27 protein-coding genes and 1 riboswitch are annotated in these 26,250 nt (G+C 69.2%); of the genes, 15 read left to right on the top strand and 12 right to left on the bottom strand.

Annotated elements, in window-relative coordinates:
- Nucleotides 1–84 precede the first annotated feature (84 nt).
- The gene (gene gor / locus ACWPN8_RS20970; RefSeq protein WP_109453064.1) at nucleotides 85–1,452 is read right to left on the bottom strand and encodes a glutathione-disulfide reductase; all 1,368 of its coding nucleotides are present in this window, start codon (nucleotides 1,450–1,452) and stop codon (nucleotides 85–87) included.
- Between the two features lie 132 nt (nucleotides 1,453–1,584).
- Complete coding sequence (locus tag ACWPN8_RS20965) at nucleotides 1,585–2,094, bottom strand: flagellar basal body-associated FliL family protein (protein WP_109449784.1); 510 nt, start codon at nucleotides 2,092–2,094, stop codon at nucleotides 1,585–1,587.
- Nucleotides 2,095–2,511: 417 nt separating this feature from the next.
- On the opposite strand from ACWPN8_RS20965, the gene ACWPN8_RS20960 reads away from it, so the two are divergent.
- Nucleotides 2,512–3,705, top strand: coding sequence for a nicotinate phosphoribosyltransferase (locus tag ACWPN8_RS20960; RefSeq protein WP_247873170.1), 1,194 nt, complete (start codon nucleotides 2,512–2,514; stop codon nucleotides 3,703–3,705).
- 143 nt (nucleotides 3,706–3,848) lie between these two features.
- Here the strand turns inward: ACWPN8_RS20960 and deoA are convergent, their stop codons facing one another.
- Genes deoA through ACWPN8_RS20930 form a run of 6 tightly spaced genes read right to left on the bottom strand, consistent with a single transcriptional unit; the run spans nucleotide 3,849 to nucleotide 9,404 of the window.
- Nucleotides 3,849–5,168: a thymidine phosphorylase gene (deoA, locus tag ACWPN8_RS20955; RefSeq protein WP_109449786.1), complete on the bottom strand. Its 1,320-nt coding sequence runs from the start codon at nucleotides 5,166–5,168 to the stop codon at nucleotides 3,849–3,851.
- Nucleotides 5,169–5,171: 3 nt separating this feature from the next.
- Nucleotides 5,172–6,011 carry a deoxyribose-phosphate aldolase gene (gene deoC, locus ACWPN8_RS20950; protein ID WP_109449788.1) on the bottom strand — a complete coding sequence of 280 codons (840 nt, stop codon included), beginning with the start codon at nucleotides 6,009–6,011 and terminating at the stop codon, nucleotides 5,172–5,174.
- Nucleotides 6,008–6,841: a purine-nucleoside phosphorylase gene (locus ACWPN8_RS20945; protein ID WP_492242151.1), complete on the bottom strand. Its 834-nt coding sequence runs from the start codon at nucleotides 6,839–6,841 to the stop codon at nucleotides 6,008–6,010. Before ACWPN8_RS20945 ends, deoC begins: the two co-directional genes overlap by 4 nt.
- A 15-nt stretch (nucleotides 6,842–6,856) precedes the next feature.
- Nucleotides 6,857–7,276 (bottom strand): cytidine deaminase, encoded by a 420-nt coding sequence (gene cdd, locus ACWPN8_RS20940; protein ID WP_492242150.1) that lies wholly within the window; start codon nucleotides 7,274–7,276, stop codon nucleotides 6,857–6,859.
- Between the two features lie 4 nt (nucleotides 7,277–7,280).
- A complete protein-coding gene (locus ACWPN8_RS20935) occupies nucleotides 7,281–8,255 on the bottom strand; it encodes an ABC transporter permease (RefSeq protein ID WP_109449794.1) in 975 nt (324 codons plus the stop codon).
- A gap of 3 nt (nucleotides 8,256–8,258) precedes the next feature.
- Nucleotides 8,259–9,404, bottom strand: coding sequence for an ABC transporter permease (locus ACWPN8_RS20930; protein ID WP_492242149.1), 1,146 nt, complete (start codon nucleotides 9,402–9,404; stop codon nucleotides 8,259–8,261).
- Nucleotides 9,405–9,583: 179 nt separating this feature from the next.
- On the opposite strand from ACWPN8_RS20930, the gene ACWPN8_RS20925 reads away from it, so the two are divergent.
- The 9 genes from ACWPN8_RS20925 to ACWPN8_RS20885 all read left to right on the top strand — a co-directional run bounded on the left by ACWPN8_RS20925 (nucleotide 9,584) and on the right by ACWPN8_RS20885 (nucleotide 19,099).
- Nucleotides 9,584–9,916, top strand: a complete 333-nt coding sequence (locus ACWPN8_RS20925; RefSeq protein WP_492242148.1) for a (2Fe-2S) ferredoxin domain-containing protein — start codon at nucleotides 9,584–9,586, stop codon at nucleotides 9,914–9,916.
- A 131-nt stretch (nucleotides 9,917–10,047) separates the two neighbouring features.
- Nucleotides 10,048–10,962: a DMT family transporter gene (locus tag ACWPN8_RS20920; protein WP_492242147.1), complete on the top strand. Its 915-nt coding sequence runs from the start codon at nucleotides 10,048–10,050 to the stop codon at nucleotides 10,960–10,962.
- Nucleotides 10,963–10,995: 33 nt separating this feature from the next.
- A riboswitch (TPP riboswitch) is annotated at nucleotides 10,996–11,110 on the top strand.
- Between the two features lie 81 nt (nucleotides 11,111–11,191).
- A complete protein-coding gene (locus tag ACWPN8_RS20915; RefSeq protein ID WP_492242146.1) occupies nucleotides 11,192–12,343 on the top strand; it encodes an ABC transporter substrate-binding protein in 1,152 nt (383 codons plus the stop codon).
- Between the two features lie 4 nt (nucleotides 12,344–12,347).
- Nucleotides 12,348–13,220, top strand: coding sequence for a branched-chain amino acid ABC transporter permease (locus tag ACWPN8_RS20910; RefSeq protein ID WP_492242145.1), 873 nt, complete (start codon nucleotides 12,348–12,350; stop codon nucleotides 13,218–13,220).
- Nucleotides 13,213–14,937 (top strand): branched-chain amino acid ABC transporter ATP-binding protein/permease, encoded by a 1,725-nt coding sequence (locus ACWPN8_RS20905; RefSeq protein ID WP_492242144.1) that lies wholly within the window; start codon nucleotides 13,213–13,215, stop codon nucleotides 14,935–14,937. Before ACWPN8_RS20910 ends, ACWPN8_RS20905 begins: the two co-directional genes overlap by 8 nt.
- A complete protein-coding gene (locus ACWPN8_RS20900) occupies nucleotides 14,934–15,635 on the top strand; it encodes an ABC transporter ATP-binding protein (RefSeq protein ID WP_492242143.1) in 702 nt (233 codons plus the stop codon). Before ACWPN8_RS20905 ends, ACWPN8_RS20900 begins: the two co-directional genes overlap by 4 nt.
- A gap of 126 nt (nucleotides 15,636–15,761) precedes the next feature.
- Entirely contained in the window at nucleotides 15,762–17,195 is a 1,434-nt protein-coding gene (locus ACWPN8_RS20895) for a hypothetical protein (RefSeq protein WP_492242142.1), read from the top strand.
- Nucleotides 17,196–17,256: 61 nt separating this feature from the next.
- A complete protein-coding gene (locus ACWPN8_RS20890) occupies nucleotides 17,257–18,645 on the top strand; it encodes a chloride channel protein (RefSeq protein WP_492242141.1) in 1,389 nt (462 codons plus the stop codon).
- Nucleotides 18,551–19,099, top strand: coding sequence for a CBS domain-containing protein (locus tag ACWPN8_RS20885; RefSeq protein WP_492242140.1), 549 nt, complete (start codon nucleotides 18,551–18,553; stop codon nucleotides 19,097–19,099). Before ACWPN8_RS20890 ends, ACWPN8_RS20885 begins: the two co-directional genes overlap by 95 nt.
- Before the next feature lie 114 nt (nucleotides 19,100–19,213).
- Here ACWPN8_RS20885 and ACWPN8_RS20880 read toward each other — a convergent pair whose 3' ends face one another.
- On the bottom strand, nucleotides 19,214–19,432 hold the full coding sequence (locus tag ACWPN8_RS20880) for a peptidoglycan-binding protein (protein ID WP_492242139.1): 219 nt from the start codon (nucleotides 19,430–19,432) through the stop codon (nucleotides 19,214–19,216).
- Nucleotides 19,416–19,868 carry a hypothetical protein gene (locus ACWPN8_RS20875; RefSeq protein ID WP_492242138.1) on the bottom strand — a complete coding sequence of 151 codons (453 nt, stop codon included), beginning with the start codon at nucleotides 19,866–19,868 and terminating at the stop codon, nucleotides 19,416–19,418. The genes ACWPN8_RS20880 and ACWPN8_RS20875 overlap by 17 nt, the downstream gene beginning before the upstream one ends.
- A gap of 597 nt (nucleotides 19,869–20,465) precedes the next feature.
- On the opposite strand from ACWPN8_RS20875, the gene ACWPN8_RS20870 reads away from it, so the two are divergent.
- Nucleotides 20,466–21,626, top strand: coding sequence for an OpgC family protein (locus ACWPN8_RS20870; protein ID WP_109449812.1), 1,161 nt, complete (start codon nucleotides 20,466–20,468; stop codon nucleotides 21,624–21,626).
- Nucleotides 21,627–21,692: 66 nt separating this feature from the next.
- A complete protein-coding gene (locus tag ACWPN8_RS20865) occupies nucleotides 21,693–21,989 on the top strand; it encodes a hypothetical protein (RefSeq protein WP_492242137.1) in 297 nt (98 codons plus the stop codon).
- Between the two features lie 71 nt (nucleotides 21,990–22,060).
- Here ACWPN8_RS20865 and ACWPN8_RS20860 read toward each other — a convergent pair whose 3' ends face one another.
- Nucleotides 22,061–22,498, bottom strand: coding sequence for a PRC-barrel domain-containing protein (locus ACWPN8_RS20860; RefSeq protein WP_109449816.1), 438 nt, complete (start codon nucleotides 22,496–22,498; stop codon nucleotides 22,061–22,063).
- 137 nt (nucleotides 22,499–22,635) lie between these two features.
- Nucleotides 22,636–23,262 carry an ATP-dependent Clp protease proteolytic subunit gene (locus tag ACWPN8_RS20855; RefSeq protein WP_109048162.1) on the bottom strand — a complete coding sequence of 209 codons (627 nt, stop codon included), beginning with the start codon at nucleotides 23,260–23,262 and terminating at the stop codon, nucleotides 22,636–22,638.
- Nucleotides 23,263–23,657: 395 nt separating this feature from the next.
- Between ACWPN8_RS20855 and ACWPN8_RS20850 the strand changes: the two genes are divergently transcribed.
- The 3 genes from ACWPN8_RS20850 (at nucleotide 23,658) to ACWPN8_RS20840 (ending at nucleotide 26,244) form a co-directional block, all read left to right on the top strand.
- Nucleotides 23,658–24,521 (top strand): glycosyltransferase family 2 protein, encoded by an 864-nt coding sequence (locus ACWPN8_RS20850; protein WP_492242136.1) that lies wholly within the window; start codon nucleotides 23,658–23,660, stop codon nucleotides 24,519–24,521.
- Nucleotides 24,522–24,617: 96 nt separating this feature from the next.
- Complete coding sequence (locus tag ACWPN8_RS20845) at nucleotides 24,618–24,989, top strand: hypothetical protein (protein WP_492242135.1); 372 nt, start codon at nucleotides 24,618–24,620, stop codon at nucleotides 24,987–24,989.
- A 103-nt stretch (nucleotides 24,990–25,092) separates the two neighbouring features.
- Nucleotides 25,093–26,244, top strand: coding sequence for an efflux RND transporter periplasmic adaptor subunit (locus ACWPN8_RS20840; protein ID WP_492242134.1), 1,152 nt, complete (start codon nucleotides 25,093–25,095; stop codon nucleotides 26,242–26,244).
- Nucleotides 26,245–26,250 lie beyond the last annotated feature (6 nt).

The following is a 26,250-nucleotide window of genomic DNA, read 5'->3' as shown; positions in this document are numbered from 1 at the left end:
ATACACCGGGTGCCATGAGCGGAAGACTCCACTCATGGCCCCGTTGCGGAAGGTTTGCCGATGCCTTGCGGCAGGGCTGTCCGCTCAGATTTTCTTTTCCGGCTCCGCCTTCTCGCGCATCAGCACGAATTCCTCCGCGGTGGAGGGATGAAGCGCGATGGTGCGGTCGAAATCGCGCTTGGTGGCACCGCAGTTCAGCGCGATCGCCAGTGCCTGCATCATCTCGGGCGCGTCCATGCCCATCATGTGGCAGCCCAGCACGCGCTGGCTTTCGCCGTCCACCACCAACTTCATCAGCACCCGCTCGTCGCGGCCGGACAGGGTGTGCTTCATCGGACGGAAGCCGGCCTTGTAGATGTCGACCTTCGCGTACTTCTCCCGTGCCTGCATCTCGGTCAGGCCGACGGTGCCCAGCGGCGGCAGCGAGAACACGCCGGTCGGCACATTGTCGTAACCGATGTGCATCGGGTTGTCGTTGAACAGCGTCTCGGCCAGGGCGCGGCCCTCGGCGATGGCGATGGGGGTCAGCGCCATGCGGTCGGTGACGTCGCCGATGGCATAGATGTTGTCGACGGAGGTGCGCGACCACTCGTCGACCGGGATCGCACCGGCCTCGTCCAGGGCGATGCCGACCTCTTCCAGGCCCAGATTCTTCGTGTTCGGCCGGCGGCCGGTGGCGGCCATCACCAGACCGGCGGAATGTTCACGGCCCATATGGTCGGTCAGGGTATAGCCGCCGGGGCCCTTTTCCAGCTTCGCCGGCTTGCAGCGCGAGATGATGTTGATGCCGCGCTTGCTCATTTCCTGCGCCAGGGCGACGCGGATGTCGTCGTCGAAACCGTTCAGCAGATCGTCGCCGCGGATCATCAAAGTCACTTCCGCACCCAGACCGCGGAAGATGCTGGCGAACTCCACCGCGATGTAGCCGCCCCCGACGATCAGGACGGAGTGGGGAAGCGTTTCCAGATGCAGCGCCTCGTTGGAGGTCACGGCATGCTCCATCCCCTCCACCTGCGGCAGCGTCGGCCAGCCGCCGGTGGCGATCAGGATGTTGCGGGCGGTGTAGCGCTTGCCGTCGACCTCCACCGTATGGCGGTCGACGATCCGGCCGAACCCCTCATACAGGGTGACGCCGGAATTCTTCAGCATATTGATGTAGATGCCGTTCAACCGGTCGATCTCGCTGTCCTTGCGCGCGATCAGCGTTTCCCAGTCGAAGGACGGCATGGGCGCGCTCCAGCCATAGCCGGCGGAGTCCTCGAAGCCGTCGCGGAACTGGGCGGCGTAGACCAGCAGCTTCTTCGGCACGCAGCCACGGATCACGCAGGTGCCGCCGACGCGGCTGCCTTCGCAGATCGCCACCTTGGCGCCATAGGACGCAGCGCGCCGGCTGGCGGCGACGCCGCCGGACCCCGCCCCGATGGTGAAGAGGTCGAAATCGAACTCGGCCACGGCCGTCTCCTTCCGCAACTGGACCCTGATCCTGCAAACAATTCCCCCGGACGGTTCCTGCGAACGGTCGGGGGCCTGTTCACTGTGGACCGGCAGCATATGGGGAGGTGCGGGGTGTTGGGAAGCGCGCCCTCAGCGCAGCAGCATGTCCTGGATCAGGACTTGTCGAAGCTTCAGTGGGCGCATGGTCTTGTTGGCGACGTAGCGCAGCGCGTCCTTGATGTAGACCTGCCCGTCGGCCCCGCGCAGTTCGGCCGGATCGACCTCCAGCAGGCGCCGGCCCATGGCATCGGCGATGCGCGGCAGGTGGGGCGTCACCGCCTCCATCGGGGTTGCCGGATCGAATTCCAGCACGGCACGCAGCCGCAATTCCTGCAGGCGGCGGCCGTCGTTCAGCGTGATGGTCAAAGTGGGCAGGGCGGCATAGACGGCTGGCGAAAGCTCGACCCGCGCCGGAGGATGGGCGCCCTGGGCGGGGGCCGGACGCAGCAGCAGCACACCGCCGACCCCGGCGCCGGCAAAGGCGAGCATCAGACCCAGCAAGGCCAGGACGATCCGGTTCCCGGTGCCATCGAAGGAGGGCAGGCCGCTCCGGTTGGATTCGGCGAATTCCAATTCCGCGGACATTGCTGCCTTGCTCATTCCGCTCTGCCTGGATGTTGCCGACGAACCGGTGCGTGAAACCTTAAAAGCGCGGAAGTGGTAGGTCAAATAAAGGTATTTTAGTGGATTTTTCCTTTGATTGTCGAAGGACGGCCGGATTTCGACTGCGGACTTGCGGTGTAGCCTTCGGCGGCAGTCGATGTATTCAATGACGGCCGCAATCCTGCTTCCCGCAGAAAATGCAACGCAGCCATCCACCACGGGTTGGCCGGATGGGAAGCCTCTTCCCCCGTCCGGCCGGGACGTATAATGCTGGGATACCAACACAACCGGCCGGCTGCCCTGTCCGGGGGCCGGACCATGACGACGAAGCACTGCAACGCCATGCGCAGACCGATGCGTGGAACCATGTGCAGAGCCATGTGCAGACAGGGGCGAAAGGCGAGGGTGACGGGTATGAGCGACACCGACAACCGTTCAGCTGGCAACCAAGCGGCCGGCAGCCGGAAGGCCGGACATGGGCCGACGGCTCTTCTCCCGCCCTCCGCCTCGGTTCCCGACTGGACGGACACCTATTTCCGCCGCACGAAGGAAGCGGTGGGCAAGTTCGGCGACAAGACCGTGACCTACGCCATCTTCATGCGGCGTCCCGTGGTCTGCGCCCCGCGCCTTGCGGTGGAGTGGCTGGAGGCGGTGGCGCGCGAACGCAACACCGGCTTCCAGATCGAGCTGAACTACCCCGAGGGCAAATGGGTCGGCGCCGGCGAGCCGATCATGTACATCACCGGCTCCTTCTACCATCTGGTCGATTGCGAGACGATCCTGTTGCAGAAGCTGGGTCCGGCCAGCGTCGCCGCCTACAATGCCTTCACCATGTGCGCCGACCTGCCGAAGGTCGCCTTCCTCGCCATGGACGCCCGTCACTGTGCCGGGACGGAGATGGCGGAGATGATGGCCTATGCCGCTTCCGTCGGATCCGACCGGGCGAAGCGCAAGGTCGGCGCCAAGGGCTTCATCGGCAACGCCACCGACGCCACCGCCCCCTATTTCGGTCAGGAGAAGGGCATGGGCACCATGCCGCACGCCCTGATCGGCTATGCCGGATCGACCGTGCGCGCGGCGGAGATGTTCCACGAGACCTTCCCCGACCTGGGCCTGACCGTGCTGGTCGATTATTTCGGCCGCGAGATCACCGACGGGCTGGAGGTCTGCCGCCGCTTCCCGCAACTGGCCGCCCAGGGCAAGCTGTCGCTGCGGCTCGACACCCCCGGCGGCCGCTTCGTCGAGGGGCTGGACCCGCCCGGCTCCTACGCCGTGCTGGAGCGACATGCGCCGCACGCCATCCGCGGCTATCGCGACGAGACGCAGCTGCGCTACCTGATCGGCACCGGCGTGTCGGCGGCGGCGATCCATTACGTTCGCGAACGGCTGGACGATGCCGGCTTCCCGGCGGTGAAGATCGTCGCCAGCAGCGGCTTCGGCCCGGCCAAGTGCCGGCTGATGGCGGAAGCCAACGCGCCGGTGGACATCATCGGCACTGGCAGCTACCTGCCCGAACGCTGGACCGAGACCTACGCGACCGCCGACATCATCGAGTATGACGGCGAGCGCCGCGTGAAGGTCGGCCGCGAGTTCCTGTTCCGGCGGTAGGGTCCTGTCTCACATCCCGGATCCCCTCTCCCCCCCGGGGAGAGGGTTAGGGTGAGGGGGATCCGCTTCGTGGCTCTCTTCGGCTACGCCGACCCCCCTCATCCCGACCTTCTCTCCAGGGGGGAGAAGGAGTTAAGTGCACCTCACCCCAGACGCTTCGCGATCAGCGGCCCGCGCGCGGGCGCCGTGTCCGTCACCGTGACCGACGCGCGCAGGCGGCGTTCCGCCTCGTCGGCCTGGGCCTCGCTGCGGGCGTGCAGGATCGCCAGCGGACGGTCGCCCGGTCCGACCGCGTCGCCCAGCCCGGCCACCGCGTCGAAGCCGACGGCGAAGTCGATGGCATCGGTCGTTTTGGTCCGGCCGCCACCCAGCGCAACCACCGCCATGCCGACCCCGCGGGTGTCGATGGCGCCGACGAAGCCAGCTTGTTCGGCGAACAGCGGGCGGACGATGGGCGCGCGTTCCAGATGGCGGTCGGGCTGCTCCAGCAGGTCGGCCGGCCCGCCCAGCGCCGCCACCATGCGGGCGAAGCGCTCCGCCGCTTCACCGCTGGCGATGGAGCGGTCGGCCATCGCGCGGCCCGCCGCGGCGTCCGGCGCCAGCCCGGCCAGCGCCAGCAGTTCGGCGGCCAGCGCCGCCGTCACTTCGTAGAGCCGCGGGTCCGCCGGTTCGCCGCGCAGGATGGCGAGGCATTCCAGCATCTCCAGCGCATTGCCGGCGCTGCGGCCCAGCACCTCGTTCATGTCGGTCAGCAGGGCCACCGCCGGCAGGCCGGCTCCCTTCGACACCGTGACGATGCTATCGGCCAGCGCCTCGGCATCCGAGAAGCGCTGCATGAAGGCGCCGCTGCCGAACTTCACGTCCATCACCAGCGCGTCCAGCCCGGCCGCCAGCTTCTTCGACAGGATCGAGGCGGTGATGAGGTCGAGCGATTCGACCGTCGCCGTCACGTCGCGGATGGCGTAGAGCCGCTTGTCGGCAGGGGCAATGTCGTCGGTGGCGCCGATCACGGCGCAGCCCACCTCCTTCACCACCCGGCGCAGCAGCTCGTTGTCGGGCTTGGCGCGGTAACCGGGGATGCTCTCGAACTTGTCGAGCGTGCCTCCGGTGTGGCCGAGGCCGCGGCCCGACACCATCGGCACGAAACCGCCGCAGGCGGCCAGCATCGGCGCCAGGATCAGGCTGACCTTGTCGCCGACGCCCCCCGTGGAATGCTTGTCGATCACCGGACCGGGCAGGTCGAGCGACCTCCACTCCATCACCGTGCCCGAATCGCGCATGGCGCGGGTCAGCGCCACCCGTTCGTCCAGGCTCATGCCGCGGAAGAAGACGGCCATGGCGAAGGCCGATGCCTGGGCCTCCGACACGCGGCCGTCGGTGAGGCCGCGGACGAAGTCCTGGATGGTGGCGGCGTCCAGCGGCTGGCCGTCGCGCTTGGCGCGGACGATTTCCTGCGGAAGCATGCCTCAGTACCCTCCCGCCGGGGCAGGCTCGCGTTCGCCCTCCCGTTCGCCGTCCTGCTCGCCATGACCGGCGGCCGACAGCAGCGCGTCGAGCAGGCTGGAGGCTCCGAAGCGGAAGGTCTGCGGCGTCGCCCAGCCATCCCCCAGGATATGGTCGGCCAACGCCAGATAGCGCGCCGCCTCCGCCGCGTCGCGGATGCCGCCGGACGCCTTGAAACCGACCTTCTTTCCCGATTCATAGATGCTGTCGAGCATCACCGCCGCGGCCGGCAGGGTCGCGGCCGGCTGAGTCTTGCCGGTGGAGGTCTTCAGGAAGTCGGCGCCGGCGGCGATGGCGTCGCGCGAGGCCCAGGCCAGCAGGTCGGCGTCGGGGAAGGCGCCCGATTCCAGGATCACCTTCAGCAGCACCTTGTCGCCGCAGGCCTCGCGGCAGGCCTTCACGACATTGATCGGCTGGGTGCGGGCGCCGTCGATGAAGGCCTTGTAGGGCAGAACCACGTCGATCTCGTCGGCCCCGTCGGCGATGGCCCGCCGGGTCTCCGCTGCCACCGAGGCGGCGTCGGCCTCGCCGGTCGGGAAATTGACCACGGTGGCGATCTTCACCGGTGTGCCCTCCAGCGCCTTGCGGGCGGTGGGGACGAAGCGCGGCCAGACGCAGACGGCGGCGACCGGCCCCACGGGCGTGACGGCGCGGGCGCAGAGATCCTGCACCACGCGGTCGCTGTCGTCGCCGTTCAGGCTGGTGAGGTCGAGCATGCCCACGGCACGGCGCGCCAGATCGGCGTCGGACGGGGCGTTGGCGCTGGCGTCCAGCGCGCTTTGCAGGTCGGCAGACAGTTTCATGACCGGGACCCGTCCTTCTCATGCAGGCGTTCGAGGAAGCCGACCAGCAGGCGCTCCAGGTCGGCGGCTGCCGCCGAGGCGGCGGTCAGGGTCTGGTGATGGTCGACCGGCCCGTCGCCGAGCCCGACGCCCAGATTGGTGACGACGGCACAGCCGACGACCCGCAGGCCGCAATGGCGCGCGACGATGCATTCGGGAACGGTGGACATGCCGACCGCGTCGGCGCCCAGCAGCTTCATCATCCGCACCTCGGCCGGCGTCTCGAAGGACGGGCCGGGATAGGCGGCATAGACGCCTTCCGCCAGATCGATGGACAGGCCGGCGGCGACATCCTTGAGCAGGCCGCGCAGTTCCGGATTCCAGGCATCGGTCATGCTGGGGAAGCGTTCGCCGAAGGCCTCGTCGTTCGGACCGGTCAGCGGGTTGCTGCCCAGCAGGTTCAGATGGTCGCTGATCGCCATCAGCCGGCCGGGTCCGACCTCCAGCCGCAGGGAGCCGACGGCGGCGGTCAGCACCAGTGTGTCGCAACCCGTCAGCTTCAGCGCCCGCACCGCGGTCTTCAGCGCATCGAAGCCGTTGCCCTCATAGGCGTGGACGCGGCCCTGCATGCAGGCGACCTCGACCCCGCCGAGCTGTCCCACCACCAGCCGACCGGCATGGCCGGACACGCTGGGGATCGGGAAACCGGCGATGTCGGTGTAGGGAATGGCAACCGCGTTGGCGATGCGGTCGGCGATGCCGCCCAGGCCGGAGCCCAGCACGATGCCGACCCGCGGCCGATGGCCGGAGGCACGGTGGAGGATGTCCGCGGCGGCGCGGGCTGCGGTCATGTCGGGAAACTCCGCTCAGAAGGCTAAATTGGTGGGGCCGAAGGATTCGGGCAACAGGGTTTCCAGCGGAAAGCTCCGCCGCAGGCCGGCCGGGTCGCAGATGTGGATCGGCGTGTCCGGGGATGCAAATTCGCGGATGCGCTGGCGGCAGCCGCCGCAGGGGGTGCAGATCTCCTCCGCCCCCGCCTCGCCACCCATCACGACGATGGCGCGGATGCGGCGGTCGCCGGCGGTGACCATGGCGCCGATGGCGCTCGATTCCGCGCATTGTCCTTGCGGATAGGCCGCGTTCTCCACATTGCAGCCGGCGAAGATGCGGCCCGAGTTGCCGAGGATCGCCGCACCGACCTTGAATTTGGAATAGGGGGCATGGGCGTTCTCGCGCGCGGCGCGGGCCGCTTCGATCAGCTGCGGCAGCTCTGCGGTGTCGGCCATCGGCTCAGCGTTCCTTCACATAGGGGATGCCGCTCGCCTTGGGGGCGATGGCCTTGCCGACGAAGCCGGCCAGCAGCAGGACGGTCAGCACATAGGGCAGCATCTGGATGAACTGAACCGGGATGACGCCGATGCCCGGCAGGACCACGCCCTGGAGGCGGACCTGCACCGCGTCGGTGAAGGCGAACAGAAGGCAGGCGAACAGGGTCGGCCCCGGCCGCCATTTGCCGAAGATCAGAGCCGCCAGCGCCAGATAGCCCTTGCCGGCGGTCATGTCGCGGACGAAACCGGCGCCATGGCCGGTGGAGAGATAGGAGCCGGCCATGCCGGTCAACACGCCGGTGACCAGCAGCGCCTGATAGCGCAGCGTCGCCACCGACAGGCCGGCGGTGTCGACCGCCGCCGGGTTCTCGCCCACCGCCCGCAGCCGCAGCCCGAAGCGGGAGCGGTAGAGCACCCAATGGGTGGCGATCACCAGAACCAGCGTCACCCAGATCAGGATGTTGTTGCCGTTGAACAGCTCGCGGTAGACCGGCCCCAGCACCGGGATGCCGGACAGCGCCTCCACTCCCGGCAGTTCCACCGCGGGGATGCGCGCCTGGTTGGGCAGCAGCGGAGTCTGGCCGCCCTGCTTGAACCAGGCATAGGCCAGCGTCGGCGCCAGCCCGGCGACCAGGATGTTGATCGCCATGCCCGACACCACCTGATTGCCGTTGTGGGTGATGCAGGCGAAGCCGTGGACCATCGCCAGCGCCACCCCGGCGGCGATGCCGGCCAGCAGCCCCAGCCACGGGTTCAGCGTGGCTGAGGCGACGGCGGCGGAGAAGAAGGCGCCGGCCAGCATCTTGCCTTCCAGCCCGATGTCGACCACGCCGGCCCGCTCGCAATACATGCCGGCGAAGGCGGCCAGCACCAGCGGGGTCGCCACGCGGATGGTGGCGCCCAGAAGCTGCAGCGCCAGAAGCAGCGCGTCTTCCATCGCTCAGCTCCTCCCCGTTTCGGCGGCGGCGGTGCCGCGGCGGCGGAACAGCGCCTCCACCTGCGGCTTGAACAGGTTCTCCATCGCACCGGCGAACAGGATGACCAGACCCTGGATGACCATCACCAGCTCGCGGTTGATCGTGGGGTATTCAAAGGACAGCTGGCCGCCGCCCTGCGCCAGAACCCCGAACAGCAGGGCCGCCAGAATGATCCCGACCGGATGGTTGCGCCCCATCAGCGCCACGGCGATGCCGACAAAGCCGACGCCGCCGGTGAAGTTCAGGATCACCCGGTGCTGCACGCCCAGGATCTCGTTCACGCCGACGAAGCCGGCGAGCGCGCCGGAGATCAGCATGGCGATGACGATGTTGCGCGCCGGCGAGATGCCGGCATAGACCGCCGCCCGTTCGTTCCGGCCCACCGTCCGCAGCTCGTACCCCCAGCGGGTCCGGCGCAGGAAGATGTGGAACAGCAGACAGCAGGCCAGCGCCCAGAGGAAGGACAGGTTCAGCGGCGAGGCGGGAATCGCGATGCCGAACCAGCCGAGCGCCCGGTCCATCGACGGCAGCCAGACGCCGGGGTCGAACTCGCGGGTTTCCGGCGACTGGCTGCCGGGGCGGATCAGCACGTCCACCAGCAGCCAGGTCATGATCGACGCGGCGATGAAGTTGAACATGATCGTCGTGATGACGATGTGGCTGCCGCGCTTGGCCTGGAGCCACGCCGGGATGAAGGCCCAGGCGGCGCCGAACAGGGCCGAAGCCAGCACCGCCAGCACGGCCACCACCGGCCAGGGCCAGCCGGTCAGCGCCAGCGCCACCAGCCCGGCGCCGAGCCCACCCAGATAGGCCTGCCCCTCGCCGCCGATGTTGAACAGCCCGCAATGGAAGGCGATGGCGACCGCCAGTCCGGTGAAGATGTAGTCGGTGGTGTAATAGAGGGTGTAGCCGATGGCCTCGGGATATCCCAGGGCCTCCGACACCAGCAGCGACAGCACGTCCACCGGGTTCTCGCCGATCACCAGGATCACCAGCCCCGACAGCACGAAGGCGGCGACGAGGTTGAGAACCGGCAGCAGCGCATACCCGACCCAGCCCGGCACCGCGCCCGGCTGGCCCTTCCCCGATCCGCTCAGCAGCACCGGCATCTCCTGGATTGCCCCTTGCCGGGGATTCTTAACCGCCAATGCTCTGCCGACCAAGCGTTTCGTGATGTGAGAAAGCCAATGGGCACCGGGACTTGGAAGCGTCACAAAAGTCTTGCCGCAACGCAGCATTCTGGCATGCTTCTTACCCATAAAATTTTTATGGCTATGGAGCATGACCGATGCCGCTCGACATTCCGCAGACCTTCCGCCACCACGTCTTCTGCTGCGCCCAGCAGCGCCCGCCCGGCCATCCGCGCGGCAGCTGCGCCGCCAAGGGCGCGCATCCGCTGTGGCAGCGGCTGGATCAGAAAATCCAGGGCAAGGGGCTGGCCGACGTCGGCATGGCGATGACCGGCTGCCTCGGCTTTTGCTCCGCCGGGCCGCTGATGGTGGTGTATCCGGAAGGCATCTGGTACCGGCCGGAAACCCCTGAGGACATCGACGAGATCGTCAACTCGCATCTGGTGAAGGATAAGCCGGTCGAGCGGCTGGTGATGGTTCTGACGCGGTGAGGCGAGCGGGCGCTTCACGCCACTCCCTGAAAGTGCCGGCGCCTACCAGACCTGCGGTTGCGGCATTGGGACACAGGCGCATTTGCCCATAATGTGGGCATCTCCCGCCATTGCCGTTCCGAACCGATTTCATGACCGACGCCGAAACCGCCGACCTGCTGCCTGCCGAGGCCGATTCGGTTCCCTATGCCGTCGGCTGCTTCCTGGGCGCGATCCTGCTGTTCGCGGCGATGGACACGCTGATCAAGTTCCTGACCGCCGATTACCCGGTGCCGCAGCTGATGTTCGTGCGCTCGCTGGTCGCCTTCCTGCTGGTGGGCGGCTACACCCTGACCTGCGGCGGCGGGATCGCGGCGATGCGGACGCGGCGGCCCCTGGGGCATGTCTGGCGCGCCTTCGCCGGGCTGATCTCCATGGGATGCTTCTTCTATGCCTTCCGCGAATTGCCGCTGGCCGACGTCTATGTGCTGAGCTTCGCCGGTCCGCTGTTCATCACTGCACTGTCGGCGCCGCTGCTGGGCGAACCGGTGGGCTGGCGCCGCTGGGCCGCCGTGGTTGTCGGGTTCGGCGGCGTGGTGGTGATGGCGCAGCCGTCGGCCGGGGCGCCGCTGGTGCCGGTGCTGGTCGGGCTGTGCGCCGCCCTGTTCTATGCGCTGGCGGCCCTGGCCGTGCGCGGCCTGTCGCGGACGGAAACCAGTGCCTCCATCGTGCTCTACCTGCTGCTGACGACGACAGTGGTCAGCGGGGCTCTGGCCGTGCCGGTCTGGACGGCGCCGACCGCCTTCGCGCTGGGGTTGATGGCGCTGGTCGGGGCCATCGGCGCCGGGGCGCAGGTGCTGCTGACCCAGGCCTTCCGCCGCGCGCCGCCGGCGGTGGTGGCGCCCTTCGAATATACCGGCATGGTCTGGGCCAGCCTGTTCGGCTGGCTGGCGTTCGGCGACCTGCCGACCGTGCCGGTCCTGGCCGGCGCCATGGTCATCATCGGCAGCGGGCTCTACATCCTGCATCGTGAAACCATAGTGGCGCGCCGCCGGTTGGGTTCTTGACAGGACGGGGCCGGCGGCGACACTCTCGCCGCCTGTTCACGGCTGGGGTGCCCGTGCGGATGCCGGTTCGGCAATCGCAGGGGCTGAGACAACACCCATCGAACCTGATCCGGGTCATGCCGGCGAAGGGAGCCGACCGGAACCCGACGGACCCGCTGAAAGCTGCTGCGAAGCGCCCCGTCTCCTCCGCGTCGCCCCAACCGCCGGCGCGTGTTGAGGAGTATCGGTCATGCGGCGCGCGCTTCCCCTCCTGATCGGCCTGCTGGCCGCATCCTCCTGCCTGTCGTCCGTCTGCCTGTCGTCCGCTGCCCGTGCCGACGACACGCTGTCCTTCCCGGTGCTGGTGCCGCTGACCGGCTTCCTGTCGCTGGAGGGCACCAGCCAGCGCAATGGCGCCGTCCTAGCGCTGAAGCAGACGCCGGCCGGAATCGCCATCGCCTCGGAGGTCGTCGATACCGGCACCTCGCCCGAGGCGGCGGTGACGGCGCTGGAACGCGCGGCCGGCCGCGGCACGGTCGGGGCGGTCGCCGCCAGCATGCTCGGCACCCAGATGCTGGCGATGCTGCCGCTGGCGGGCGAGCTGAAGCTGCCTCTGGTCACCGTGTCGGGCACCGCCTCGATCACCGAGCAGGGCAATCCCTGGGTCTTCCGCTTCTTCCCCGGCGACGCGGTCACCAAGGCCGCCCATGCCCGTTATGTGGTGGAGGAGCTGGGCAAGCGGCAGCCGGCCGTCATCTACCAGACCACCGCCTACGGCCAGAGCGGCAAGGCCCATCTCGACGCCGCCTTCAAGGCGCTGGGCGTCACGCCCGTCTTCGAGGAGGGGGTGGATCCGGCGGCCAAGGATCTGCTGCCGGTGCTGACCAAGGCGCTCGCCGCCAAACCGGACGTGCTGGTCCTGCACCTGCATTCCGGACCGACCGCGCTGCTGCTGCGGCAGGCGGCGTCCAGCGGCGTGACCCTGCCCATCGTCGCCGGCTCCGCCATGCACCAGCCGAGCACCGCGGCCCTGCTGGAACCGGCGGAACTCAAGGGCGTCTGTGCAGAGACCGCGGCCTCGCCGATTTCCGGCGGCACGCCGGAGGTCAAGGCCTTCACCGACGCCTACCGTGCCGCCTTTGGCAAAGAGCCGGACGCTTTCGCGCTCGGCCAGTATGACGGCATGACCATGGTGCTGGAGGCGGTGAAGGCCGGCGCCCGGTCGCCGGACGCCATCCGCAAGGCGCTGTCCGCCGAGACGTTCCAGGGTCTCGCCATGACTTACAAGTCCGACGGCAAGGGCAACATGGCCCATTCCGCCGTCATCGTCTGCTATGACGGGGCCAGCCGGGTGCCGGTGCTGGCGAAGCGGTACGACGACCCGACGCTTGCGGCGAAGTGAACGGATGGCGGCGCTTCAACTGCTGGTCAACGGGGTGGCGCTGGGGGCGGCCTACGCCCTGGTGGCGCTGGGCTTCGTTCTGGTGCTGAACGCCACCTCGGCGGTGAATTTCGCCCAGGGCGATCTGGTGATGGCCGGCGGGCTGCTGGCGGTGGCGGCGGCGCCGCTGATCCCGCTGCCGGGCATCGTCCTGCTGCCGGTCGTTCTGGTGCTGATGGCGGCGCTGGGGCTGCTGCTGGCGCTGGCGGCCTATCTGCCGCTGCGCCGCCGGCCGCCGGTCTCGGTCTTCATCAGCACCATCGCGGTCGGCATCATCCTGCAGAACGGAGCCGCCATCCTGTTCGGGCCGGAGCCGCGCGCCGCACCGCCGCTGTTCGGCGACGATACGCTGCACATCGCCGGGTTGGCGGTGCCCGAGCAGTCGCTTGCCATCGTCGCGGTGGCGGGGCTGCTGATCGGGGCGCAGCAATGGGTGTTTGCCCGCACGCAGTTGGGCCGCCGGTTGCGCGCCACGGCGCAGGATCCGGAGATGGCGCGCGCCTGCGGCGTGCCGGTCACCACGATGATCCTGGTGACCTTCGCCATCGGGGCGGCCTGTGCCGGCGCGGCCGGGCTGCTGCTGGCCAACCGCTATTTCGTCACGCCGACCTCGGGCAGCGACCTGATCCTCAAGGCCTACATCGCGGTGACGGTGGGGGGCTGGGGCTCCGTGCCGGGCGCGGTGGTGGGGGCGCTGTTGATCGCGCTGTTCGAGGTGGGAGTATCGTTGGTGCTCTCATATCCGGCGGCGTTGGGCGCGCTGTATCTGACCTTGCTGGCGATTCTGGTGCTGCGTCCGCAAGGGCTGTTCGGCGAAGCGGTGCGGCGCCGTGGGTGAACGGCACTCTCCGGCCGAGACTGTCGCGCTGATCGCTGGCGCGCTTGCCCTGCTGGTCTATGCGCTGGCCTTCGCGTCCCCCTATGGCCTGCGCGTCCTGACCGTCGCCGGGGTCTATGCGCTGGCGACCTTCGGATTCCAGATCGTCTTCGGGCTCGGCGGGGCGCTGTCGCTGGCGCAGGGCGCCTTCTTCGGCGTCGGCGCCTATGTGACTGGTATCCTCGGCAGCCGCTTTGGGCTCCGTTTCGAGGTGACCTTCCCGCTGTCGATGCTGGTGCCGCTGCTGCTGGCCCTGCCGGTCGGTCTGGCGGTGCTGCGGCTGGAATCGCATTACTTCGCCCTGGCGACGCTCGGCATCGCCCAGGTCCTTCATCTGCTGGCCGTCAACCTGCCGGAGCTGACCGGCGGCTCCAATGGGCTGGCCGGGGTGCCGGCCGCGGTGCTGTTCGGCTGGGCGGTGCCGCGCGGGCTGCCGATGGCCGGGCTTGTGTGGGGGCTGGTCGCTCTCGGCGGGCTGATCGGCTGGCGGCTGGCGCGGGGTCGGCTTGGCCGGTCGTTGACGATGCTGCGCGACGACCCGCTGGCGGCGGCAACGCTGGGGCTCGATGTCGGGCGGCTGCGGCTGATCGCCCTCGGCATCAGTGCGCTGTTCGCCGGGGCTGCCGGGGCGCTCGCCGTCCACACCCAGCGCGTCGTCTCGCCGGAGGTGCTGGAATTCCCGGTCATGGTCTCCATCCTCACCATCGCCATCGTCGGCGGGCGGGGACGGATGGCCGGGGCGGTGCTGGGCGCCGTGCTGTTGCTGCATCTGCCGGAATGGTTCCGCTTCCTGGAGCGCGGCTATCTGGTCGTCTACGGCGTGGCGCTGCTGGCGACCGTGGTGCTGGCGCCGGACGGTCTCACCGGCCTGCTCGACCGCATCGCGGCCCGCCTGTTCAGCCGCCGGACGCGGGCTTCGGTCGAGTCGAAGGAGCCGCCGCGTCCGCAAAACTCGCCGGACGGGCTGGCAGTCGACGATCTGCGCAAGTCCTTCGGCGGTGTGCGGGCGGTGGACGGCGTGTCGCTGGAGCTGCGGCCGGGCAGCATCACCGGGCTGATCGGGCCGAACGGCTCCGGGAAATCCACGGTGATTAACCTGCTGTCGGGACTGGAACGGCCGGATGCCGGGCGGGTGCGGCTCGGCGGGCGCGACGTCACCGGGCAGCGTGCCGACCGGCTGGCCCGCGCCGGACTGGCCCGAAGCTTCCAGGCGGCGGCTTTGCCGACTGGTGCCGGCGTGCTGGAGGCGGTCGCCGCCGCGCGGCTTGCCATCGATCCCGACGCCCGTACGGCGGCGGCGCATGCCCGCTGGGCGCTCGACCGGCTGGGCGTCGGCAGCCTCGCCGGCCAGGGCTGCGACGGGCTGCCGGCGGCGCTGCGGCGGCGGGTGGAACTGGCCCGGTCGCTGGTCCGCCGGCCGGCGGTGCTGCTGCTGGACGAACCCGCCGCCGGCCTGACCGACGGCGAGAAGGCGGAACTGGCGGCCCTGCTGCGCGAACTGGCGCAGGAGGGCGTGGCGATCCTGCTGGTGGAGCATGACATGGGCTTCCTGTTGCCGCTTGCCGGCCGGGTGCTGTGCCTCGACCGCGGCCGGGTCATCTATGACGGGCCGGCCGGCGGCGTACGCCGGGATCCGGCGGTGGCCGCTGCCTATCTCGGCCGGGCGGTACCGGCATGAGCGCGCTGCTGTCCATCCGCGGCCTGAGCGCCGGCTATGGCGGGGCAAGCGCGCTCGACGAGGTGTCGCTGAGCCTTGCGGCGGGGGAGACGGTGGCGCTGCTCGGCGCCAACGGGGCGGGCAAGTCGACCCTGCTGAAGGCCCTGCTCGGCCTTGTGCCGGCGCGGGGGGAGCTTCGCTTCGATGGGGCGGACATCGGCGGCCTCGCCACCGAGGCGCGGGTCCGGCGCGGCATCGGCTATGTGCCGGAAGGGCGGCGGGTCTTTGCGGGAATGAGCGTGCGCGACAATCTGGAGGTCGCCGGCCTGCCCGCCGGACGCGACCGCGCACGGGATGTCGAGCGCGTCTTCGCCCTGTTCCCCGACCTTGCCCTGAAGAGCCGTGAGAGCGCCTGGCGCCTGTCCGGCGGCCAGCAGCAGATGCTGAGCCTGGGGCGCGCGCTGATGCGCCGGCCGCGCCTGCTTCTGCTGGACGAGCCGTCGCTCGGCCTGTCGCCCAAGCTGGCCGACGAGCTGTTTGCCGCCGTCCGCCGCATCGCCGACACCGGCACGGCCGTGCTGCTGGCCGAGCAGAGTGCTGCCCGCGCTCTGGCGGTCGCACCGCGCGCCGTGCTGCTGCGGCTGGGGCGCGTCGTCGGCGACGGGCCGGTGGCGGCGCTGTCGGACGAGAGGCTGCGCGAGACCTTCTTCGGCGGCTAGGCGCCTGCCTATGCGTGTCCTGTGCAACAGGTGTCTGTTTCGTGCCACAGGACGGGCGGTTGGACTTGCGGACGGGGGCAGGCGCGGATAGCTTCGCCGCCACAACCATCTATGGATTACCTCGTCATGACCGCCCGCTTCGCCGCATCGCTGTCCGCGCTTCTCCTGCTGGGGGTGGCGTCGGCTCCGGCGATGGCCGAACTGGTGCCGGTGCAGCCGACAATTCCTCCCGCCGCCTATTACGGACTGCCCGAGCCGGAGGCCGAGATCGTCGTTCCCGGCGGCCCGGTGCAGGACGCCAAGCCGGGCAGCGCGCCGAACTCTGCCCCGAACACTGCAGCGGGCAAGCCGGCCGCCAACCCGTCCGCTCCGGCCCCGGCCAAGCCCGACGGGCCGGGCGAGCTGATCGAGAGCTGGGACGGCGGGGCCGCCAAGAAGAAGGACGGCAGCTTCGCCTATTGCGTGGCGGAGGGGGAATTCACCACCGGCCATGTGCTGATGTTCGCGCGCAGCCCGAAGGGCGAGACCAACATCGGCATCGGCATCCCCGGCGCCGACCTGCCCAAGGGCGGCGAGTGGCCGGTGACCATCGAGGTCGACAAGAAGCTGAAGCGGGAGCGGACCGCCGTCGCGTCCCAGCCGGACATGCTGGTGGTCTCCAACGGCAAGGACGAAGAGCTGATCAACGCCCTGATGGGCGGCAACGAGCTGGTGGTGTCGTCGGCCAGCGACCGCATCGTCTTCAAGCTGGCCGGCACCAAGAAGGTGCTGGGCGACCTGAAGACCTGCGTCGACAAGGGCGGCAACGTTCCGCCGATCAAGGTCGCCGCCGGCCGCCCGGCGGACAAGGACCGCAAGAACCGCCTGCCGGAAGGGCTGGACAGCCTGCTGACCGCCGCCGGCGTCCATGACGCCGAGCTGGTGCCGATGGACAAGGTCCCGCAGGACCGCCGCCCGGCCGACGTCGCCTGGCGCTTCGGCCCCATCGTTGGCGGCATCCGCGAACGCGCGGTGGGCGAAGGCGCCAGGATCGACGAGCTGTCCGACAGCTTCGCCGAGGCTATGAAGCAGCGTTGCGAGGGCACGCCGACCGTCGTCCTGAACCAGTCCGAGCAGGCGGGGGCCGTCTGGCTGCGCACCGGATCGGTCGACTGCGCGATGCCGCAGGGCAAGCTGCACGTCACGTTGAACTTCCTGCTGTCGCAGCGCCGCCTGTTCACCGTCATCTTCCACGAGGCCGGCGAGCCCGACGTGCAACTGGCCGACAAGGTGCGCGACAACCTCGCCCAAGTGCTGCGCCGTGCCGGCCTCGCCCCGGCTCCCGCCGTCACCGACGCGACGCCTGCCCAACCTGCGCCCACTCAGGGTGCACCGGCCCAACCCGCACCGGCCCAACCCGCACCGGCCCAGACTGCACCGGCCCAGACTGCGCCGGCACCGGCGGTGCAAGCTCCCGCACCGGCTCCCGCTGCCCCTGCGGCCACCCCTGCGGCCACCCCTGCGGCCCCCGTTCCGCCGACGGTGAAGCCGCAATCGAAACCGCAACCGTCGAAGCCCTGACGGAACTCACGCCCTTCCGGCCCATTGACCCTATACGGAAGGGCCATCGATCAGCGTGACCATGCCTGACAACTCCGCGTCCACCGACGGCGTGGGCGACAACGCCCGCGCCGGAAGCGATCCCTATGCGGCGCTCGATGCCTCAGCCGCCACCACCGTGTCCGAGCGCTGGAGCGTGCGCAACAGCGCGCTCGCCGTGGTCGTGCTGGCCGCACTGGTCGGCGGCGTAGTCGGGCTGGCGGTCGGCCTGCTGCATGAAGCGGTGCTGTTGATGCAGACACTGGCCTTCGACCTGCCCGATGGCGAGCGGCTGGGGCAGGGCGCGCCGGACCTGCTGCGCACACTCGGCGTGCCGGTGGTGGGCGGTTTGCTGCTGGGCATCCTGTCACTGCTGGTGCGGCGCTGGCGCCCCAACGCCATCGTCGACGCGGTGGAGGCGAACGCGCTCTACGGCGGCAAGATGTCCCTGATCGACAGCCTGCGCCTGACGGTGACCACCGCCCTGTCCAACGCGTCGGGCGCATCGGTCGGCATGGAGGCGGCCTATACCCAGGCCGGCGCCGGGCTGGCCTCATCGCTGGGCCAGCGGTTGCGGCTGCGCCGGGCCGATCTGCGCACCATGGTCGGCTGCGGGGCGGCGGCGGCCATCGCCGCGGCCTACCATGCGCCGCTGGCTGGGGCCTTCTACGCTTTTGAACTGGTGTTGGGCGGCTACACCCTGGCCGTGCTGGCCCCGGTCGGAGCGGCGGCGGCGCTGGGGGTGGCGGCGTCGGCCCTGCTGACCGGCGGCGAGGTGCCGCTGGCGCTCGGCCGGCCGGTGGTGATCGCCGGCTGGGATTACGCCGCCTGCGGTGTCGTCGGCTTCCTGGCCGGCTGGCTCAGCATCCTCGCCATGCAGGCGGTGACGGTGGCCGAACGCGGCTTCAACCGCCTGCCGGTCCCGCGCTGGATGCGCCCGGCCATCGGCGGACTGATGGTGGGCGCGCTGGCGCTGGCGGTTCCGGCGGTGATGGGAAGCGGCCCCGGTGCCGTCCCGCCGGAACTGGCGGGCGGCGCGCTGGCGCTGGCCCTGACGCTCGCGGCGAAGATCCTGGCATCGGCGGTGTCGCTGGGCTCGGGCTTCCGCGGCGGCTTGTTCAGCGCCTCGCTGTTCATCGGCGGTTTGTTCGGCGGCCTGCTGGGTCAGGCCATCGAAACTTTTCTGCCGGGGCTGGGGATCGACGGCGGCCTGCTGCTGCTGGTCGGCATGGGGTCGGTCGCCGCCGGCGTCGTCGGCGCGCCGGTCACCATGGTGCTGCTGGTGCTGGAGACGACCCAGGATTCTGTGGGCGGCGTCGGGCGTGCTGATCGGGGTCGTGCTGTCGACCACCGTGGTGCGGCAGGCCTTCGGCTACTCCTTCGCCACCTGGCGTTTCCACCTGCGCGGCGTGCCGATCCGCGGGGCTTATGATGTCGGCTGGCTGTCGGAGCTGACGGCCTTCCGGCTGATGCGGCGGGACGCCAAGACGGTGCCGGCCACCCTGACGGTGGAGGCGCTGCGCCGCCTTTATCCGCTGGGCTCGACCAAGGCGGTCTTCGCCGTGGACGAGATGGGCCGCTATGCCGGGATGGTCGACATGTCGGTCGTCCACGATCCGGAACAGGACACCGCCGCCACCGAAACCCGGGTCGAGTCGCTCGCCAACAAGGCCGACGCCGTCCTGATGCCCGGCGATGACGCCCGCACCGTGCTGAACCGCTTCGGCAGCGAGGAGGTGGAGGCCCTTCCGGTGCTGTCCTCCCCCACCGACCGGCGGATCATCGGCTATGTGACGGAGTCCTTCGCGCTGCGCCGCTATTCCCAGGCGCTGGAACGCCAGCGCGGCGAGGATCTGGGCGAGCGGGGGCTCTGGGGCCGGGACTGACCGGAAAAAGACAGCAACGCTAAAACGACATCGCCGGCCCTGTGACGCCGCGGCGGCTGCCTGCCGTCGCGATGCCCCGGAACCGGCGATGCGGGTACCGTACTGGAGACGAGGTTACTGCTGGGTGCCGGTCGTGCCGGTGGCGCCCGGCGTGGTGGTGGCACCCGGCATCGTGTTGTTCGTCGTGCCGGTCGTCCCCGTGGTGTTGCCAGTGGTGGTGCCGGTCGTGCTGCCCGAGGTGGCCTGACCGGTGCTGCCCATGTTCAGGGCGGACATCGTCTGCTGGTCGGCACGGCCGGTGACGCGCAGGCCGTTGTCACGCTGGAACTTCATCAGGGCGCTGCGGGTGCCGGCGCCCCAGAACTCCGTCGACGGCGATGTCGCGGCCGTCGTTGCGGTCGTTCAGCGCCTGCTGGAGTTCACGGACCTGATCGTGGCTCAGCCGGGTGCTGGAGGCCATGCTGCCGGAATGGTGGGCCGACGACCGGCGCGTGGAGCTGCCCGAGGTCTCGTCCTTCACTTCGGCCGTGGCGCGGTCGGTCACGCGGTCGGTCTTCTTGCTCAGGCTCTCGTCCATGGTGTTGCCGGCCACCGCGCCGCCGACGCCGCCGACCACCGCACCGACCGGACCGCCGACGACGGCACCGGCCACGGCACCCGTGCCGGCGCCGGTGGCCGTCCGCGAGGTTTCGGTGCTGCCGCAGGCGCTGAGCGCGAACAGGGCGCCGGCCGCAGTGGCGGTCATGACGATCTTCGAAATCCCACGCATGGTTGCCATCCTTCTCGATTACGATTCGATGTTGGCGACCCGCCGCCCGGTGCGGCCTGTACTGTCCTGCCGCACGGCAAGCGACAGCTGGGTCATGTGAAGAACAATCAACAGCGGGCCTTCTTGTTCCCTGATGTCGCGTCACGATTTTCCGCATACGCCGTTTACCATGGCGCAAACGGAGGCTCGGCCGGAGTAATACTCCGCCACTGCCTGGGGCCGCTCGCCCGACATGCGCCGGGGAATCGCTCTGGACGTTGCAGCGACAGGCTTTCCGGCGCGATGACGATGAAAGAGGTGCGGCGAGGTGTGTCGTCCTCTTCATCCGCCCGCAATTCGGCCTCCCCGATAACGGGTTGGTTTCCACACCCCTCCCGAGAAGGGTTTAACGCTTTTCCCCTCCGACGCCGCGTTGGAAGCATTCCCCCATCGCGTTGGACACCCGGCCGGCGAAATTGACCATGGTTGGGCTACATCCGTCGTGGCGGTGCCGGACCCAAGGTAGTCAGGCACCGTAGCGATTCGTCTGCTGACCCCCACCGGGGCCGCTTCCACACGGGCGCTGGAGCCCGCGACAGCAGGAGAGGCGAGGGCTGCATGCAGCAACGTCAGACACGCGACGCCCGGCTCGATCTTTTCAAGGGCGTGGCCCTTCTGATCATCTTCATCAACCATGTCGGCGGGAATCCGCTGGCGAAGCTGATGCCCGCCCGTTTCGGACCGTCGGATTCGGCCGAGATCTTCGTCTTCATCTCCGGCTATGCCATCGCGCTCGCCTATGGCCCGGTGCTGGCGGAGCGCGGGTTCGCGGCCTGCCAGCGCAAGGCCCTCGACCGTTGCCGTCAGCTTTGGGTCGCCAACATCCTGACCATGCTGGTCAGCGCGCTGGTGGTGGCCTTCGCCGTATATATCGGCGATCTGCCGATGGAGGCGTCCAATCGGCTGGAAAGCTTCGCACCGCTGTTCGACACCCCCGTCACGGCGATGGCGTGGACCCTGGTGCTGATGTATCTGCCCTTCGCCTTCGACATCCTGGCGCTCTACATCCTGCTGGTGGCGGTGGCGCCGCTGTTCCTGTGGAGCTATGCCCGCTTCGGCTATGCGGCGGTCGCGCTGTCGGTCCTCCTCTATCTGGTGGCGCAGGCGGCCCCCGGGCTGGTGCCGCCCAACCTGTGGGACGAGGACTGGAACTTCAGCCCGCTGGCCTGGCAATGCGTGTTCTTCCTCGGCACCGCCCTGGCGCTGGTGGTGCGCAGCGGGCGGGTCCGGCTGCCGCAGTCGCGCTGGCTGCTGACGGCCGTGCTGGCGTTGCTCGGCGGCATGGCGGTGTGGAAGTTCGCCGCCTCCGACATCGGCCATGCCGTGACGCCGGCGGCGTTCCGGGGCTGGCTGCCGGAGGAGTCGATCCCCTGGGCCGACAAGGACACGCTGGGGCCGATGCGGCTGCTGCATTTCCTGGCGCTTGCCTGTGCGGCGGCCCTGCTGGTGCCGCGGGATGCGGGATGGCTGCGCTCCGCCCCCGCCCGCCTGCTGGTCGCCTGCGGCCGGCATTCGCTGCCGGTCTTCTGCGTCGGCGTGGTGCTGTCTATCGCCGGCTCCGCCCTGCTGGTGGCGGAGGATGGTGCCCTGATGGTGCTGGCGGTCAATCTGGTCGGGGTCGCCGCGCTGCTGGCGCTGGCACTGGTGCTGGAGCGGCGGCGGACCCGCCATCAGCCGTCGAAGCCGGCGGTGCCGTCCGCGGTGCCCGAAACGCCTTAAAGTCCGCGGGAGCCAGCTACGGCCGGGCGTCTTGAATCCTGCGCCCGCTGAGCGCATAATTCGACCATGCAAGTCAACCCGGCCATACCGTCCTACCAGACGCTGAAGCCAACCCCGCAGCTGACGCCCGCGGCGCAGGTCGCCATGTCTCCGGCGGTCCAGGCGGCGCAGCAGACCGCCCCCGCGGTGCGGACGCAGACCGTCTCGGCTCCCCAGGCGGCCGGCAAGTCCGACCAGACCCGCGACGCCCGCACCGCCACCCAGGGCAATCAGGCGGTCGACACCACTGCCGGCACGCTCGCCGCCCGGGTGAATGCGCAGGGCTACCAGCCGCGCGGGGCTCTGCTGAACCTGTCGGTCTAAGCCAAGATCGCTCCAACAAGGAAAAGGCGGCGGAGGGCTTTCCCTCCGCCGCCTTTTCCTTGTTGGAAAACTCAGTGCGACAGTTCGCTCAGCGGACCCTTGCCCTTGACGGTCTCGTAACGGCCCTTCTGCCACTTCTCCAAGCCCTGGAGCTGCTGTTCGGTCATGTCGAGGGTGAGCTTGACGCCCTTCATGTGCAGCTTGTTCAGCGGCAGGACCACGTCCTTGTCGCTGACGTCGATGGTGTGGTCGACGTCGATCACGGCGTAGAGCTTGTTGTCGTAGCGGACGATGTCTTCGATCTCCGCCATGTTCTCGCCCTTGGCGCCGTAGATGTCCTTGCCCTTCAACTGGTCGACATGCAGCTTCATCAGAGCCGGGTCGACGCTGTCGTCGATTGCCGCAACCGACGGGTTGTTCGACTTGGTCACGCTGTGGTCCGAGGCGGCCAGCGCGGGCGTGGCGGCGAGCAGCGCGGCGGTGCAGCCCAGAACGAGATAGCGTTTCATCGGTTGGCTCCATCTTTCGTGGATGTTGTGGCGGATCAACACCCTTGCCGACCGATAGGTTTCCCATTTTCCAAAAGAAAAAGGGCCTTCCTCCCATTTGGAGAAAGGCCCTTTTTCTTCCGGAGAAAGCGGAACTTTTACTTCAGCTCGTCCATCGTGTCGATGACATGGCTGACGATGCCGTATTCCTTGGCCTCGTCGGCCATCATCCAATAGTTGCGGTCCGTATCCTTGGCGACCTTCTCGAATGTCTGCCCGGTCTCACGCGCGATGATCTTGTTCAGACGCTCGCGCATGCGGATGATTTCCTTCGCCTCGATGGCGATGTCCGTCGCCCGGCCGCCCGTTCCGCCCAGCGGCTGGTGGATCAGGAAGCGGGTGTTCGGCAGGCAGAAGCGGTCTTCCTTCTTCGCCGCCAGATAGATGTGGCAGCCGGCGCTGGCGACCCAGCCCGTGCCCAGCATCTTCACCCGCGGCTTGATGAAGCGGATCATGTCGTGGATGGTGTCGCCCGCCTCGACATGGCCGCCCGGCGAGTTGACCACGACGGTGATGTCGTCGTCGCTCTCATGCGCGAGCGCCAGCAGCTGGGCCGACACGACCTGCGCCAGCTTCATGTCGATCTGACCGAAGATCAGGACCGTGCGCGCCTTGAACAGGCTCTGCTGCACGGCGGCGAACTGCGGCTGGGCGCTTTCCTTCGACTTCTCGTCCGGTTCCTTTTCGGGTTCATCGTCGAACCGGGTGTATCCGACCTGCGCCATTGATGTTCTTCTCCCTGGTATCGGAAGCGGGGTATCGGGACCGGGATTCGCCGCCGGAGGAATGCCCCGACCGCTGTCCCGCTACCGCATGCGCCTTGCCTGCTTCACCACATAGCCCGTCCGGGCTTCATGTTCAACGTCCGGCGGGTCAAAATCGATGGGTCGGGCCGCGGCCGGATGGCACGTTTGCAACGCGGTGCAACAGTTTTCCGGCGATGTTCCACCGTTCCACCCCTCGAACACGAGGCTGTCCTCCGACATCGCAGGCACGACGGTCCTTTCTACCATGCGGCGGCGGCACGGGTAAGGGGAGGGTCAAAATCCGGTTCAGGCCATTGACGACCTTTGATTAGCAACGCCAGATTCTGCCGAGAACGGGCCTGGAGTGCAGTGCTATGGACGGGACTGGAACAGGGCAGGACCCCTCCTTCGGCGTTTCCGTCATCGTCGCGGCCCACCGCGCCCACGACACCATCGCCCGCGCGGTGCGGAGCCTGCTGGAGCAGGACTGGACGGCATGGGAGGCGGTGATCGTCAGCGACGACGGCACCGATTACCGTCCGACCCTGCGGGCCGCCGGGATCGACGATCCGCGGCTGGTCTTCACCGGGACCGGCCGGGTGGGCGCCGGGGCGCCCGCGGCGCGCAATGCCGGGCTGGCGGCGGCGCGGCTGGAACTGGTGGCGCCGCTTGATGCCGACGACCGCTTCCGCCCCGGCCGGCTGTCCGCCCTGGTGCCGCTGGCGCTCGGCAACGGCGCCGCCTTCGACAATGTCGCCGTGGTCCGCGACGAGGACGACTCGCCGTTGCAGCACCTCTATGAGGATGGGCAGGCGCCGGCCCGGCTGGATGGCGCCGGCTTCCTGGCGACCTCGGTGCCGATGTTCCCGCTGGTGCGGCGCGATCTGGTGCCGGGCTGGGACGACGATGTGAATTTCTGCGACGACGTGGTCTTCAACGTCCGGGTTCTCGACGCCACCGGCCCGGTGCCGCTGGTGGCGACGCCCTTCTATGAATACCGGCAGCGCGCCGGCTCCATCACCTTCTCCGCCGACAGCGGCGAGCGGGCGGAGCGCTGCTACCGCCATGTGCTGGACCGGCTGGACGGCGACGGGCTGGGCATCCGGGACGACGGGCTTCGCCGGCGCTTCACCCAGGCCATCGCCGCCAAGCGCGCCCGCAACGCCGCCTATGAGGCTGCCTTCAAGGCCGGCCGCTGCGCCAATTTCCAGGAATTCCTGGTGCTGGAGTGGGGGTAAAAACCTGGGCGGCCAAGCTCCCGCTGGTTTTGCTTTACCATTCTGTGTCAGCTTTGTTGCGTCGCACATCGCCGGACCGGACACGGGTAAAGCCCCATGAATGCCCCGACCTGCTGCCTCGCCCGCATCCCCGCCAATGGAAAATTCTGGCTGAAGAACGCGCGCGTTCACGACGGTTTGCGCGATATCCGGATCGAGCATGGCCGGGTCCGCGCCCTGGTGCCGGCGGGCGAGTCGCCATGCTGTGCGCCGGGACTCGACCTCGACGGTGGCGGGGTGCGGCGGATGGACGCAGATTCTCCCCTCATGGCGGGCGACCCGGCCGATCTGTGGGTGACGCTGTGCGGCGGCCGGACAGTAGCGATGCGGGCGGGAAAGCTTGAAACCGCAAAGCCCGAAGAAGCTGGCGGGCATAGGGATGCGGGCGGTCATAGAGATGCGGTGCATAGGGACGGTTCGGATCGCTGAACCTTCTCGACTCCGGATGTGAACTGAACGATATAGTTCAGTTTGCCCGGTGCCTCTGTCGGTTGCACTGCGGCAAAGCGAAACCCGTCCGGATCCCGGCCCCATGCGCCACACGCTTCGCATTGCTGCACTCCTCGTCCTGGCGGCGCTCGCCGGCGGGGCCTACTGGTATTTCGTGAAGCAGGGCGGGACCGTTGCCGGTCTGACCGCGATGGTGAACGGCGTCCTGTCTGGCGGCGCGCCTGCCCAGGGCGGCGCCTCCGGTGGAGCCGCCGGGGCCGCCAAGCCGCCGGGCGGCGCCCCGCCGATGCCGGTGGAGGCCGCCCAGGTCCGTGTCGGCACGGTCGAGCGGACGGTGACCGCCGTCGGCTCGCTGCTGTCCAACGAATCGGTGGTCGTCCGGCCGGAAATCGCCGGCCGCATCAGCGAGATCGCCTTCAAGGAAGGCCAGCGCGTCGCCAAGGGCACGGTGCTGGTCCGGCTGGACGACGCCATCGCCCGCGCCACCCTGGCCCAGGCGCAGGCGAGCATCGCCTTCTCCCGTGCCGAGCTGTCGCGTGCCGACCAGCTGGTGCGCCAGAACACCGGCCCGCTGCGCAACCGGGAGCAGGCCTCGGCCAAGCTGCTGGCCGACGAGGCGGCGGTGCAACTGGCCAAGGCGCAGCTCGACAAGCAGGTGATCGCCGCCCCCTTCGACGGGGTGCTGGGCCTGCGCAAGGCGTCGGTCGGCGACTTCGTCCAGGCCGGCAAGGACATTGTCAATCTGGAGGACATCGACACCCTCAAGCTCGATTTCCGCGTGCCGGAGATGTTCCTGCCGGCGGTGAAGGTCGGCCAGACGGTGAAGGTGGCGGTGGATGCCTTCGGCGGGCGCAGCTTCGACGGAACCGTCTATGCCATCGATCCGCTGGTCGATGTGAACGGCCGCGCCCTGGCGATCCGCGCCCGCGTGCCGAATCCCGACGGCTCGCTGCGCCCCGGCCTTTTCGCCCGCGTGTCGCTGACGCTGACCACGGTGCCGGACGCGGTGCTGATCCCCGAGCAGGCCATCGTCGCCTTCGGCAAGGACCAGTTCGTCTTCAAGCTGGTGGACGGCAAGGTGATCCAGACCCGCGTCGTGCTGGGCGAACGCCGCAATGCGGAGGTGGAGATCGCCAAGGGCCTCGCCCCCGGCGACATGGTGGTCACCGCCGGCCAGCTGAAGATCCGCGACGGCGTGCCGGTGACGGTGCTGCCGGCCAAAGCCGGGAGCTGACACGCC

It is taken from the genome of Azospirillum sp. UENF 112521 (assembly GCF_058780665.1).
This window is presented reverse-complemented; position numbering and strand designations above follow the sequence as displayed.